Annotated in this window: 9 protein-coding genes; 7 read left to right on the top strand and 2 right to left on the bottom strand. The window is 53.8% G+C overall.

Annotated features, from left to right (window positions below):
• Window positions 1-26 precede the first annotated feature (26 nt).
• The 6 genes from BMX00_RS07255 to BMX00_RS07230 all read left to right on the top strand — a co-directional run bounded on the left by BMX00_RS07255 (window position 27) and on the right by BMX00_RS07230 (window position 10267).
• On the top strand, window positions 27-1046 hold the full coding sequence (locus tag BMX00_RS07255) for a multicopper oxidase domain-containing protein (protein WP_245727899.1): 1020 nt from the start codon (window positions 27-29) through the stop codon (window positions 1044-1046).
• Window positions 1047-1088: 42 nt separating this feature from the next.
• Window positions 1089-3920, top strand: coding sequence for a beta-propeller fold lactonase family protein (locus BMX00_RS07250; protein WP_090828354.1), 2832 nt, complete (start codon window positions 1089-1091; stop codon window positions 3918-3920).
• Window positions 3921-4122: 202 nt separating this feature from the next.
• Window positions 4123-4758, top strand: coding sequence for a LexA family protein (locus BMX00_RS07245; protein ID WP_090828353.1), 636 nt, complete (start codon window positions 4123-4125; stop codon window positions 4756-4758).
• A gap of 16 nt (window positions 4759-4774) precedes the next feature.
• Window positions 4775-5557, top strand: coding sequence for a translesion DNA synthesis-associated protein ImuA (imuA, locus tag BMX00_RS07240; RefSeq protein WP_245727890.1), 783 nt, complete (start codon window positions 4775-4777; stop codon window positions 5555-5557).
• Window positions 5517-7103, top strand: a complete 1587-nt coding sequence (locus BMX00_RS07235; RefSeq protein ID WP_090828352.1) for a Y-family DNA polymerase — start codon at window positions 5517-5519, stop codon at window positions 7101-7103. Before imuA ends, BMX00_RS07235 begins: the two co-directional genes overlap by 41 nt.
• Window positions 7104-7117: 14 nt before the next feature.
• The gene (locus BMX00_RS07230; RefSeq protein WP_090828351.1) at window positions 7118-10267 is read left to right on the top strand and encodes an error-prone DNA polymerase; all 3150 of its coding nucleotides are present in this window, start codon (window positions 7118-7120) and stop codon (window positions 10265-10267) included.
• Between the two features lie 658 nt (window positions 10268-10925).
• On the opposite strand, the gene BMX00_RS07225 is transcribed toward BMX00_RS07230, so the two are convergent.
• On the bottom strand, window positions 10926-11234 hold the full coding sequence (locus tag BMX00_RS07225) for a hypothetical protein (RefSeq protein ID WP_090828350.1): 309 nt from the start codon (window positions 11232-11234) through the stop codon (window positions 10926-10928).
• 561 nt (window positions 11235-11795) lie between these two features.
• Here BMX00_RS07225 and cls point away from each other — a divergent pair.
• Window positions 11796-13154, top strand: a complete 1359-nt coding sequence (gene cls, locus BMX00_RS07215; RefSeq protein WP_090828348.1) for a cardiolipin synthase — start codon at window positions 11796-11798, stop codon at window positions 13152-13154.
• A gap of 384 nt (window positions 13155-13538) precedes the next feature.
• Here the strand turns inward: cls and ubiD are convergent, their stop codons facing one another.
• On the bottom strand, window positions 13539-15002 hold the full coding sequence (gene ubiD / locus BMX00_RS07210) for a 4-hydroxy-3-polyprenylbenzoate decarboxylase (RefSeq protein ID WP_090828347.1): 1464 nt from the start codon (window positions 15000-15002) through the stop codon (window positions 13539-13541).
• Between the last annotated feature and the right edge of the window lie 7 nt (window positions 15003-15009).

The raw sequence follows: 15009 nt of genomic DNA, 5'->3' as shown, positions 1-15009 counted from the left end.
TCCAAATCTAGAGGAGTCTCTCAGACATGATGTACCAACATAGCTGTGATGCGGGGGAGTTTTTTGCTTCTGATCACCTGTTTACCTCGTCAATTGCAAGCGGATTCAAGCGTGTTTTTACTCGGTTGACAATTTCATCTACCTTTTTTCTGACGATGTTTTTGTTGCATTCCGGTGAAAGCATCAGTGCTGACCATCGCATTGAAATGATCGGGGAACAAACCGCCGACGGATTGCTCGCCTATCGAATGGTCGAGCACCACGTCAACGGCGTAAATATTACCTCCCGATACAGCCCGCACGCCACCATTCCGGGACCGACAATCGTTCTCACGGAGGGGGACAAGGTTCGGCTCACGATTCGCAATGCTATTACGATTACCCCAGATCAGCAGGTCAGCGTCCATGTACACGGTGTCCATTACACGATCTTGAGCGATGGCTCGCTCAAAGTTATCAATAAGATTGAAGATGAAGGTGCCTATCCGGACCACGGGGGACGCTTCTATACCTACCTCTGGGATGTTGCACCGGGTACCGCGGGTACCTGGCCATACCACGACCACAATTACGAAACACACAACGGTTCCGAAGACAAAGGTCTTTACGGCGCCGTCATTGTCAATCCGGCATCCGGCATGGTGGCCGCGAGTAACGGCGGCAGTATTACCAGTCTACCCATATCCCACATCAAAAAGGATTACGTGCTTTACATGAGCGACGATGCGTTCTGGGGAATGGAAATTGACGGCGTGAGCAAGAAACAAACATGGCTCGGAGTCAATCCCCTCCTGACCGCAAAAAGAGATGACAACATCAGGTTTCATCTCATCGCCATGGGTACTTACTTGAACCGATTCCAGCTCGGGGGTTATCAATGGATTGATCCGGGCACCACAAAAATGATCAATACCAAAGATATCGGTCCCCTGGAGAAACACGTATTTACGATCAAAGCATCGGACAGCGCGCAATATCTAAACGCAAATTTCTCACGCAAATTGATGGGGATGAAGGGGAGCTTCAACGTCAACGCCGGCCACTAATGGGAAGATGCACCTAGCGAACAGGTATATAAAGGATAAAAAATGAGCAACAATATTCTTGGATTTAAGCAGAAAGTCGCTACAACCGCGATGACCTTTGCGCTGCTGGCGGCCTTGGTTTTGGCCCCATCCATGGCAAGGGCGGCAACTCATGACATCAATCTGTCTGCCGAGGTTTTACCCAACGGTCAGTTCGGTTACAAACGGGGAGACAGGCCTGCGGTTATCCCAGGACCGACTCTTTTTGTGAAACAGGGCGACACTGTCAATATCACAGTCATCAACAATACAGGTAAACCCGCAGGATTCAAGGTACCCGGGCTTTCGAACACCAGCGCTGCGAAAGCAGGACCCGGAGGGACGATAAGCTACTCATTCAATGCCAGCAAAACAGGCGCTCATCCCTACTTAGGTGATGGACAGGAGCTTCTCGGCCTGTTTGGAGCCATCGTCGTTGATAGCGTGGATGGGAAGGTAGAACGATACGTTGACGGTGATGGTGCGATCAAATCGGTAAAAGCATCAGAACTGGATAAACAGTACGTCTTATTCATGGTTGGCTCGACCTTCTGGGGAACAGAAATTTCTAAAACCGGAACACAGACACCACTGTGGACCAATCCGGTTCTGGGAGCGGTGGAGGAGGATATCGTCAGATTTCATATTCTGTCGGCAGGACCGGGCCATACCTTCCACCTGCACGCTCATCGGTGGTTTGAACCGGGTACCAACAGCATCATTGACGTCAAACTGATGGCAGATGGTTCCGACGGCCACACTTTCACCCTTAAAGCGGGCACCGGAGTTGGCCCAGGCCACTGGCAGTACCACTGCCACCTGTTTTCCCATATGGAAGCGGGCATGCATGGAAGTTTTAGAGTTGATGCAAACAAAGGCTCAAAAAAGGGGCCAGGTAACAGCGTTGCCGGTGCATCCCCTCATGGCGCCATTTTTGGCAATGCAAGCGATGACCCCGGCCTCGTCACATTCGTAATTTCGGATGAACCGGCAAGCTGGTACAGAAGCGCCCGGGCCGATACCATTTTCAAAATTACCGGCGGCACCCGCTCCCTGGAAGTCATTCCGCCAGGCAGCAGCGTCAACTTTATCATGGCGGAGACCAACACCGTGCACACCATGACCAGCCTGCTTTGGCCCAGTGGAGCGGACGACCCTATCAATGGTCACCACGCCAAGCAGCACTCCAATCACGGCAACCACGGAAATCACGACAAGGGTAGAGGCAGAGGGCGCGACAAGGCCAAATCGGAGCATGCATCGATGCCCTTTGATCAAAGCCGAGCCTACAAAGGTGGTGGTATTGTCAAGCTGACGACGCCGGGTTTATATGTATTTACCTGTAAGGTACATCCTTATATGTTTGGCGCAGTCATCGTGGATGACCCGGCAACCGACGGGCTTGATCTCGGCGAAAGCATCGATCTTGCTACCGGCATTGTGAATCTCCCAACGAGCAGCGACCTCGCCACACGGTTGCTGAGAATCTTCTTTATCGCTACCGCCCCCAACAACTGGCAAGATTTTACCTCTACCACGCCCTGGAAGGTGACCTATCCCAGCGTTCCCGTCCGTATCACCGGCGGGGCGGTCGCCAATCTGTCGGATGTCTTGATCGCTCGATACGGCAACGATATTGCCCTGACACCGCCTATTGCCCCCGCAATTCCAGGCGTGGGTGAGGTATGGGTCGATACCCAGTTTGAGAAAACCGCAGGCAAGACCAAGCCCGGAACTATCACTGTCGTTGACGCGAGCACCTGGAAACCGGCGCGCAAGATCGCCTTGCCGCAGATCAATATGAATAACCCGCACAATATGTGGACCAACAGGGATCAATCGGTGGTCTATCAGACCCAATGGTTTGATAACAAATTGACCATGATCAACAAGAAAACGGGGGCGTTGATCAAAAACATACAGGTAGGCGAAGCTCCGGCCCATGTCATGACGCGCCCCGACAACGATGACATCACGGTTACCAATAATGGCGAGGACGGCATGTCCATGATCCCGGCAGGAACAACCGAAGTCGCCCGGATGATGCCCACGCAGAAAGCCGGTCAGCCTGCCACAAATCCTCACGGACATTGGATTAGCGTGGACGGGAATCAGGCCCTGGCCGTCACGCCCAACATTTTTACGAGTGATGTGGGTTTTTATGACATCAATAGCGGCGGCATCCTGGAGAGAACTCCAACGGGAGACTCCGCCCCCGGGGCTCACCCTATCGCTATCGGCATGATGCCGGACGCAAGCAAATTCTATGCGGCCAACCTGTTGCATCATAGTGTGAGCGTCATCAATAAGGATGGGACCTTGAAGAAAACCATCAACCTTATCGCCGACTACAATCCCATTGATGGCACCATAGTCGACCGCGATAGTGACGGGCAGGCTACCGTCGGCATGCTCCCCATCCAGTTACCCGTTTCCCCCGATGGCCGTGCCGTAGTCGTTGCGAATATGGGCCAGTCGATAATTGTCATCGATACCGCTACCGACAAGGTGGCCAAGATGCTGCCCTGCGATGCAGGCTGCCACGGAGCCAATTTTGGAGCAAAGAAAGGAGGAGGGTACTACGCCTATGTAACCAGCAAGTTCTCCAATGAGCTTATCGTGGTGGACGCCGATCCCAACAATGATGGAGATTTATCTGATGCCATGATCGCGGGCCGGGTTTCACTGGTAAGTGATGGCAATACGCAAACCGATGATCGCATCAGCAGTCTGGCAGGCTATGGTGGCCAGGGGGTTCTTGCTATTCCCAATGTATACAATAGCTGGGTTAAGAATCTGCCGGGAGAATGGAAGGACCAATTGACGCCCGCCCAACAAAACGCATCGCGTAATTAATAATAATTACTGAAACTCGCTCTTAAATGACGGCCATCAGTTGATGGCCGTTTTTTTTATGTTTCATGGTGCGCCAGACAGGGCGCATTCACTACGCATTCCAATTACTGTATCCATTAGCAAGCAGGAGATCGCTCGCTTGAATTGAATCAAGAACGTTTGTTCTCTATAATGAGAACAAACGTTCTTGATTAATTCCATCATGCAGCAACTCGACATTTTTACTTACCTTGGCAAACTTCAGGATTACTATGTCCGCGAAAAAATCATTCCATCGACTACCCAATTGTCCGCGCTGTGGAATGTAAAAGCGCGTTCCTGGACCCACCAGATCGTTCAACGGCTAAAGGAAGAAGGTTTTCTGGAAAATGCGCCCGGCGGCCGGCTGCGCCCCACGCTCCGCTTTTTCGAGCGCACGGTCGGGCATAGGGTATGGGCAGGACTGCCGCAACAGGCTTTCGACGTTCAGCCTGAGCTGTTGCGCATCGATGACTATCTGATCGAAAAGCCATCCCAAACCATTCTGTTTCCCGTCAAGGGGGATTCGATGATCGATCTGGGAATACTCGAGGGCGATATGGTGATTATCGAGCGGGGCAATACAGCCTCGATCGGTCAAGTCGTATTGGCCATTGTGGATAATGAATTCACCCTCAAAGTCCTGGCCAGGGATCAGGAAGGCTATTACCTCGAAGCGCGCAACGAAAAACGGGGCAGGGACTATCCGCCCATCCGGCCCGAGCAGAAGCTGGAAATCTACGGATTTTATGTGGGCCTGATCCGCAAAGCCCATGTGGCCCCACACCGCCCTCATGCCCGCCCCGGTTCCAGCCTGTAAGTGATGAATTTTCGCCATGCCAATGCCTGCTGCTTCCCCATCCCTGTCACCAGTACCAGTACCTTCAGTATCGCCGCTATCGCTATTACAAATAGAGGCTCGATTCAAGGGCAGAATATGGCGCGGCGATGCATTAGGATCTGCAGCCGACCCGGTTGTTTCCAGTGGTTTCGATAAACTGGACAAGGAATTGCCCGGAGGGGGATGGCCTACCCGGAATCTGACAGAATTGTTGTTGAATGCGGAAGGGCTGGGCGAAATCAGTTTGTTGGGTCCATCGCTCGAGCAGATCACTGGGAAAGGAAGAAATATTTTATTGGTAGGCCCCCCTTATATTCCCTACATGCATGCGTGGGAGAATCTGAATATCGATAGCGGGCGCATTGTAATGGCCAGGGTTTACAAGCCCGCCGAGCGATTATGGGCACTTGAGCAAGGCATCAAAAGCGCCGCCTTTGGCATCGTGATCGGCTGGCTCTCTCAGGTAAGCCAGCAAATGACGCGCAGACTGCAAATCATTGCGCGGGCTGCCACCAGTGTGGTTTTTTTGTTCAGGCCGGTGAGTGCCCAATTTGAACCCTCCGCAGCGCCCCTCAGAGTAGTGCTTGGTTCAGCGCGACAGCACGCTCTTTCCGTTCGTGTGCTCAAGCGCCGGGGCGCTCCAGCTGCTTTGCCGATCCGTATTATCTTGCCCCCGACCAGACCTTTCTCCAGCTCCGCTGGGGTATTTTCCTTGCCCCACAATTCATCATCTCACAATGCTGTGGATCGCTCTTCATTGCCCGGCACTGTCGCTTGACTGGATTGAGCGCCGGTTTCCCGCTGCGCTCATTCCCGCAATGGCGGTGACTGCCCGCAAAGGTAATCAGAGCTATATCCAGCAGGCCAACAAGCCGGCGCAAGAGCGGGGAATAGCGGCTCATCAGACCCTTGCCAGTGCCATGGCGCTTTTTCCGGGCCTGGTGGTGGTGGAACAGGACCCCAACGAGGAAATGAAAGCATTGCAGGAGGCCGTGTATGCCGCGTTGCGCTTCACGCCCAATATTATTTTGCAAGACAGCGGCCTGATGGGCGAAGTTTCCGCAAGCCTGAAGCTGTTCGGCGGCCTGAAAAAGCTGTGCCAATTACTCAACCGGGCCGTCACCGCGCAGGGTTTGCAAATCTGTACAGGTGTCGCTCCTACCGCCAGGGGAGCATGGCTGCTCGCGCGGTCAGCTCAACCTCGAACCGTTGTCAATGGGACAGCCGCCAGGTTCCGCTTGTTGCTCGATTCCCTGCCTGTCAATCTGCTGGAATCAGCCCAGCCTCATCTTGAAGTCATTCGCGGCATAGGCTGCAAAGCACTTGCCGATTTGCGGAGACTGCCCCGCAGCGGGCTAGCACGCCGATTTGGTCCGGATCTGCTGGCTGAATTGGATTGTGCTTATGGCGACTCCCCCGATCCACGGAAATGGTTTGCAGCGCCCGAAACCTTCCAGCAAAAATTCAGGCTATTGGCGCAAGTTGAAAATGTCGAGTTGTTGTGGGTTCCCGTGCAGCGGCTGATCGAACAGATGTGCGGATGGCTGGCTTCGCGCCATGCAGCAGCTTTGGCATTTTCGTTTGTCCTGCATCATGAATTTTCTCTCCGGCAGCCGCATAAATCCACGCCCATCGACATACGGCTTTCCGAACAAAGCGGCGACTCCCGCCATTTAATGCTTTTGCTGCGCGAGCGCTTGGAGCGCGCAAAACTGGCTGCCCCGGTCTGCGAACTCGAGCTGATAGCGGATGAAATCGCAGCGGGGGCAAATGCCAATCTGGAACTGTTCCCCAGCGCGCAATCGGAGACAACCTCATTGAACCGATTTATCGAGAAACTTTCTGCCCGCCTGGGGCCCCAGGCCATCACAGGCTTGAAAGCTGTCCCCGACCATCGGCCGGAGTGCAGCCAGAGATTCGAGCCTTTGGAAACAGAGGCAGCAGGGAGAGGAAAAACGAGAAGAACGAAGGAAAAGGACAGAATTTCACGCCATGAAATCATTCCAGCCGAGTTACCTCGTCCCGCCTGGCTAATCGAAACCCCGCTGGAACTGAAGCTGCAACGCCACCAGCCGGTTTATGGTTCGCCATTGAAACTGCTCGCGGGGCCGGAGCGGATCGAAGCCGGTTGGTGGGATGATGCGTTGATCGCGCGCGATTATTTCATTGCCGAGAATGCACTGGGCCAATTGCTCTGGATTTACCGTGAATATGATCCGATAAAAAAGGATAAGGAAGGCGAGGATAAAGAGAGCAAGGATAAAAAGGACGGGGATAAAGGGAACAAAGATGCGAGCTGGTATTTGCAGGGATTGTTTGGATAAGGCAGCTTCTACTCATGTATTCCGCCATTTGCTCATACGCCGAGCTTCATTGCCGCTCCAGTTTCAGCTTCCTGAAAGGCGCTTCCATGCCGGAAGAGCTGGTCGAACGTGCCGCAAGCCTGGGCTATTCAGCTCTTGCCATTACCGATGAATGCTCTATGGCCGGGGTTGTAAGAGCCCATTCCGAAGCCAAAAAAGTCGGCCTGCATCTTCTCATTGGCAGCGAATTCATGCTGGAGGATGGATTGCGGCTGGTATGCCTGGCCATGAACCTGAATGGCTACGGCAACCTGTGCGAACTCATCACACTGGCACGGCAACGCGCCGAGAAAGGCGCTTATCGCATCAGCCGTGAGGATTTTGAAAACTGCCCGGATGCGCCTCATCTCGCGCTGCTACAAGACTGTCTCGTCTTATTGATTCCCGGTCTCACCCAGGCGGACAGCACTTTGATGGATGACATGCGCTGGGCGCTGTCGCTCTTTCCTGGTCGCTGCTGGACCGCTGTCGAGCTGTTGCTTCACGGTGGCGAAGATCAATTGTTCGAGCGGATACAACTGGCGGCGGATATCACAGGCATGCCACTCGTGGCTGCGGGGGATGTCGTCATGCATGATGCTTCCCGCAAGCCTCTGCAGGATACGATGACCGCCATTCGCGTGGGTAAACCGCTGGCTGAATGCGGCTATGCGCTGGAGCCTAATGCGGAACAGTATTTGCGCGCCAGACCGCGACTGGGGCAGCTTTATCCGCCGGAACTCCTGCGCGAGACCATAAACATTGCCGCCCGCTGTACTTTTTCGCTGAATGAGCTGCGCTACCAATATCCTGACGAATTAACCGGAACAGACGAGACCTATGCGGGTTATCTCCGGCGCATGGTTGAAGAGGGCATCACCCGGCGTTTTCCGAATGGCGTTTCAGCCAAGGTCAGGGGACAAATCGAACATGAATTAAAGCTGATTGCGGAGCTCAACTATGAGCCTTATTTTTTAACAGTATTCGATATCGTAAGGTTCGCCCGCTCGCAGGACATTCTCTGTCAGGGACGCGGCTCGGCGGCCAATTCTGCAGTCTGCTATTGCCTGGGCATTACCGAAATCGATCCGGAGCGCAGCAATTTGCTGTTTGAGCGGTTTATTTCCAGGGAGCGAAACGAGGTTCCCGATATCGATGTCGATTTCGAGCATCAGCGTCGGGAAGAAGTGATCCAGCATATCTACGGTAAATATGGCCGGGATCGCGCCGCCATCGCGGCGACTGTGATTACCTATCGCACGCGCTCGGCGGTGCAGGACATCGGCAAAGCGCTGGGTCTGGATCTCGAACGCGTCAGGCAGCTGTCCGGCTCGTTTGCCTGGTGGGACAGTGCCTCCGATATCCATCAGCGCCTGACGGAGAACGGCTTCGACCCCGATAGTTCAGTCATCCGCAAGCTGATTTCGCTGACTTCCCTTCTCTACGGTTTTCCACGTCATTTGTCGCAGCATGTGGGCGGCTTTGTCATCACGCGCGACAAGCTGTGCCGTATCGTTCCCATTGAAAACGCCGCCATGCCGGAGCGCCGCATCATCCAATGGGATAAGGACGATCTCGAGGCGGTAGGGCTCATGAAAATCGACGTGCTCGCGCTCGGCATGCTGTCGGCGATCCGCCGTACGCTGGATCTGGTTTCCGCCCGGCGCGGCGTCCCCTTCCGGATGCAGGATATCCCCGCGGAAGATAAAGCGACCTACGACATGATTTGCGCAGCCGACACCGTCGGCGTCTTCCAGATCGAATCGCGCGCGCAGATGTCCATGCTGCCGCGTTTGAAACCACGCGAATTCTACGATCTGGTAATAGAAGTCGGCATAGTCCGTCCGGGGCCCATCCAGGGAGGCATGGTGCACCCTTATTTGCGCCGCCGCCAGGGACTGGAGCCCGTGAGTTATCCCGGCGAAGGGGTGAGAGAGGCCTTGGAGCGCACGCTCGGTGTGCCGATTTTCCAGGAACAGGTGATGCAACTGGCAGTGCAGGCCGCCGGTTTTACCCCGGGTGAAGCGGACCAGCTGCGACGTTCCATGGCCGCCTGGAAAAAAAAGGGGGAATTGGCATCCTTTCATGCGAAGCTCATCGCGGGAATGGTCAGTCGAGGTTACAAGGCCGAATTTGCCGAGCAAATATTCCGGCAAATCCAGGGTTTTGGGGAATATGGATTCCCAGAATCCCATTCCGCCAGTTTCGCGCTCCTGGTATATGTATCGGCCTGGCTTAAATGCCATGAGCCCACCGCATTCCTGTGCGCCATGCTCAACAGCCTGCCCATGGGTTTTTATAATGCGTCGCAATTAATCCAGGATGCCAAGCGACATGGCGTTGAAGTCAAGCCGGTGGACGTAACCATCAGCAATTACGAATGCACGCTGGAAGAAGCGGGCGAGCCTGTTCAATCTATGCAATCCGCACAGCCCGCCCAGTCCATTGTACGGTTGGGCCTGAACCGGATAAAAGGGATGGGCCTGGAAGCCGCCCAACGCATTGTCGAGGCGCGAAAGCTTTCGCCTTTTGAAAATGCCGGCGATCTGGCAAACCGGGCATTACTCAATGCCGCGGAAATGCGTGCCCTTGCCAGCTCCGATGCACTGAATACTTTATCAGGCCACCGGCGCCAGACGCTATGGGCGGTCGCTTCGCATATTAAACAATCAGACATGATGCGAAATGCTCCGGTGAGAGAGATGCTGCCCACCATTCCCGCCGCGCCCGAAGGAGAGGAAATCCTGGCCGATTACGCCAGCACGGGGCTTACCCTGCGCAGACACCCTCTTGTGCTGCTGCGTCCCAAACTGGCCCGGATGAATCTGCGCTCGGCCGTGGAGCTGGATAACTGCCCAGCAGGGCGACTGGTGCGAACGACTGGCATCGTGACGTGCCGGCAGCGGCCCGGAAGCGCCAACGGCGTCATGTTCGTCACGCTTGAGGACGAGACCGGGATCATCAATGTCATATTATGGAACCCCATCATCCTGAAGCAGCGCCGTGAAGCTCTAGGTTCAAGGCTCTTGACGGTGCACGGCGTATGGCAATCCGAAAGCGGCGTCAAACACGTGATCGCCAAGCGGCTGGTGGACCATAGTCATCTATTGGGCAGCCTCACGGTGGATAGCCGGGATTTTGTTTGACCTGGAAGCAATATCACACGGAAGAGGTAGCCCAGCTTTATCTCCCTTTATCTCCCAACCGCACCTGCAAGCCGATTGGCGGAGCTACTTCACGGCATCCGGTCCACTTGCAAAGCGGATATCGAGCTGCGCATTAGTCAGCCGGGAAAAAATCGAATCAAATATTTGAATCGAAATATTTTGAATCGAAATGTTTTAAATCGTTAAGGCTGATTCGAACTGCTTAATTCAGCTGCACGTTGTAATCCAGCATAAGTGGGATTGCGTACGGAGTTAGTTCAACCGCTCATGTATATTGATCATGTCAATCATGTTCCATACAGACCTTCATCGGTGTTGTTAACCTCAATAACGAATAGGAGAGTTTCATGGGAAAATATCTTATCGCGTGGCTTTTAGGCGTGCCCGCAATTGTTCTGTTATTTATCTACCTTTTATAGGTTCGCCAGCAAATGTATTGATGAGAGATGGGCAGATCAATCTGCCCTTCTTCACTTCAAAGCGGTTATGAAGCGCAACCCATCAGCCAACTGAAATAATCCGTCAATGACCGGACCCGATCGCAGCAACTGAAAAGTTTTCTACCAGCCCCTCCGGTCGACACATCCTTACATGCTTTAGCCTACCCGGCAGCCATGCAAGCCTATTCCTTGTCGTCCTATTGCAACATGTCTCGCTGAGCACGGTCCTCGATTTCCTGCTGCTGTAATCGCTGTTGTTGAATTTGCTGCTGCCGACGTAACCTTTTTTCTTCTTCCATCGTTATGGTAGGGTTTTCAGTCTGCTCGCTTTGTTGAGCTTTAAGGTCGGTCGCCTCTTCACTGCCTTGAGTCTGCTCCCGTTGCTGCCGCTCGACCTGTTGTTTAACCTGTTCGCGGGTTTGTTCTGACTGAGCAATTGTCACGGGGGCAAATGCAATCACGAACAGACCCGCTATATAAGTATGGCTCAGATGCTTTGTATTCATGATTTGATTTCCATCTCATGGATTATTTAGCAAAGACGGCCCTTCACGCCGGTCCCCGAAGCGATATGCTGATATAGCCCTCACATCCCCTTATCGGGCGGAATGCTATGGAGGAAGGCAAGCGGTGGAATTATGAGGTTAGACAAGGGTAAGACTTTTGCCAAGTTTATTACAGCGTTAAACCTGAGCATGGTTACGGGTGGCATCACAAGAATGTATGACACGGAGGGAACATACGCGGGCAAATGTGAAGGAACGCTACGGCAAAAGCCGCCCGCGCAGGCAGCACTAATGGCCGCGTTTTGCAGCTCTTGTGCCTCTTGTAGGTGGGTTCCCAACGGTCGCAAGGAGGAGTAGGCCTGTCGAAAATTTTCACACTTGTCAGTGATTCATATTCATAACTATTTGATGTGCAAGGGCTGGAACGATTTTTGCATTACGATCTCTGAAGCATTAATTCCACGTAATAAATGTGGGGATTAACCCTTCCCTGTGAGAAGCTTCATCAAGGGCTTGTTCCAATCAACCTGATCAGCAATATCAAATTATAAAAGGAAGCTGATGGCCCCGAAATTTGCAGTGACAGTGTGCGTAGTATTGTTGGCCGGTTGTAGTTCGCTGCCATTGCCGGATAAAACCGCGCATGCAAACCGCCCCGTGCAGATCGATGGCGCGCGCGGTACGCTTTCAGTTCAGGTAAGCAAAAAAATACTAGGCAGACTCAAAAACGGTAGCCCGAAAACCAATATCTTTGATAGGCATCTTTCGCAGGTTGAGGAGATTTCGGGAAGCCCGTTGGTAACGGGTAACGATGTAACACTGCTGATTGATGGCCCTACTACCTATAAATCGATGTATGCGGCGATACGGGACGCAAAAGATCACATCAACATGGAAACCTACAGCATTGAAGACGACGAGGTGGGCCGCCGCTTCGCAGCTGTGTTGATCGCCAAGCAAAAGACAGGCGTACAGGTGAATTTCATTTACGACAGTATTGGCTCGAGCGATACGCCCACGGAATTTTTCGAGTCAATGAGAGACAGCGGCATCAACGTGCTGGAATTCAACCCTCTTAACCCCTTGACGCCTCGTAAGAAATGGGAGGTGGGGCGTGATCATCGCAAGCTGCTGGTAGTGGATGGCCAGATCGCTTTCGTTGGAGGCGTGAATATCAGCAGCGTGTATTCCAGCGGGTCATTCAGGTCGAAACCACCCACCAAAGATAATCAACCCTGGCGCGACACACATCTGCGATTGGAAGGGCCCATCGTCAGCGAATTTCAACGATTGTTCCTGGCGACCTGGGAAAAACAGAACGGAGAACCACTGGCACCGAAAACCTTTTTCCCGGCGATTGGCCATAAAGGGAATGAAGTAGTGCGTGCCCTCAGCAGTTCGCCTGATGAGCCCTTCAACCCCATCTACATTACGCTGCTGTCGGCCATCAATAATGCCGAAACTTACGCGTATATCACTAATGCATACTTCGTGCCTGACCCACGGATACTGGCTGCCCTGCAGCACGCTGCCCGCCGCAATGTTGACGTGCGCTTGCTGTTGCCCAGCAAGACCGATTCGGTTATGGTTTTTTACGCTTCACGTTCCTATTATGACGAACTGCTGAGCGCGGGAGTGAAGATTTATGAGCGGGAGGACGCTGTGTTGCACGCGAAGACCGCGCTTATCGATGGCGTCTGGTCCACTGTAGGCTCAACCAATCTCGACTGGCTCAGTGCAGAACTTAACCAAGAGATCAACGCGGTGGTCCTTGGGCAAGAGTTTGGTGTCCAAATGAAAGCGATGTTCGACAAGGATATCGAATCTTCCAGCCTTGTGACGCTTGAGAAGTGGCGCCAGCGTTCGATTAGCATGCGCCTGAAAGAGCTTGGAGCGAGATTGTGGGCGCGATGGATATGATCGGTCCACCGGAAAGTTTATCAAACCTTCTCAGGCAGACGGGTTAGCTACCGATGGCTATCGTTGCAGGCGCTCCAGATGCGGACTTACGTCTAAGACCCCTTTAGAGTTTTAGCATATTAGAGCGAACAGCATCAGGTAGGCCAGAGCACTCACTTTGCATAGCATCGGCAGGCTGGAGGGCGTGAAACGTAAGCCTAACCTTGCTGTCGTCGTTCATGCGCAAAGAATAGTGTTGGCGAGTGATCCTCATCATCCTGACGCGAGGCACTCAACCGTTAAGAAAGTATACTCAACCGAACAGAATTTATTAAATTAGGTTTGAACCTAATAAATAGTACGCCCTGATATTACCGCTAGCAGCAGGTAGAGGCTGAAAGCCATTCACAACCCCAACTCGTTCCAAATCCCATCCACTTTCGTCTTTACTGCCTTGTCCATCGCAATCGGCTTACCCCATTCGCGGCTGGTCTCGCCCGGCCACTTGTTGGTGGCGTCCAGCCCCATTTTTCCGCCCAGGCCGGATACCGGGCTGGCGAAGTCAAGGTAATCAATCGGAGTGTTTTCCACAATCAGCGTATCTCGCGCGGGATCGACGCGCGTGGTAATGGCCCAGATGACTTCCTTCCAGTCACGGATATTAACGTCATCATCGGTCACAATAATGAATTTGGTGTACATGAACTGGCGCAGAAAGCTCCATACGCCGAACATGACGCGCTTGGCGTGGCCCGCATACTGCTTTTTCATGCTCACCACCGCCATGCGATAGGAGCAGCCCTCAGGCGGCAGGTAGAAATCGACGATCTCGGTAAACTGCTTTTGAAGCAGCGGCACGAACACTTCATTGAGCGCCACGCCGAGTATGGCGGGTTCGTCCGGCGGTTTACCGGTATAGGTGGAGTGATAGATCGGGTCGCGCCGCATGGTGATCCGCTCTATTGTAAATACGGGGAAGGTCTCCTGTTCGTTGTAGTAGCCCGTGTGGTCGCCGTACGGGCCTTCGACGGCCGTTTCATTCGGATAAATGTAACCTTCCAGTACGATCTCCGCGCTGGCGGGAACCTGCAAGCCGTGGCTCAGGCATTTGACAATCTCGGTTTTCGCTCCGCGCAGCAGTCCGGCGAATTGATATTCGCTCAAGCTGTCCGGCACCGGCGTCACCGCGCCGAGTATCGTCGCCGGATCGGCCCCGAGCGCCACCGCGATGGGATAAGGCTGGCCTGGATTGACTTGGCAGAACTCGCGATAATCCAGCGCCCCGCCGCGATGGGCGAGCCAGCGCATGATGACCTTGTTGGGGCCGATCACCTGCTGGCGATAAATGCCCAGGTTCTGCCGCGTCTTGTGCGGCCCTTTGGTGACGGTCAATCCCCAGGTGATCAGCGGCCCTACATCGCCGGGCCAGCACGTCTGGATCGGCAGCCTGCCGAGATCCACGTCTTTCCCTTCCCATACGATATCCTGGCAAGGCGCCCGCGAAAGCTCCTTCGGCGCCATGTTGAGCACCTGTTTCAGCACGGGCAGTTTTTCCCATGCGTCCTTCATGCCCTTCGGCGGATCAGGTTCTTTCAAATAGGCGAGGAGCTTGCCGACCTCCCGCAATGCCTCGACCGAATCCTGCCCCATGCCCATCGCTACGCGCCGAGGTGTGCCGAATAGATTGCCCAGCACGGGAATCGCATGACCCTTGGGTTTCTCGAACAGGATGGCAGGTCCGCCCGCTTTCAACACGCGATCGCAGATTTCGGTCATTTCCAGATGGGGATCGATCTCGGCGGTGATGCGCTTGAGCTCGCCCTGACTCTCCAGCTGGGCAATAAAATCGCGTAGATCCTTATACTTCATGCGGCAC

It is taken from the genome of Nitrosovibrio tenuis, assembly GCF_900109785.1.
In the GTDB taxonomy this organism is placed as follows: Bacteria; Pseudomonadota; Gammaproteobacteria; order Burkholderiales; family Nitrosomonadaceae; genus Nitrosospira; species Nitrosospira tenuis_A.
This window is presented reverse-complemented; position numbering and strand designations above follow the sequence as displayed.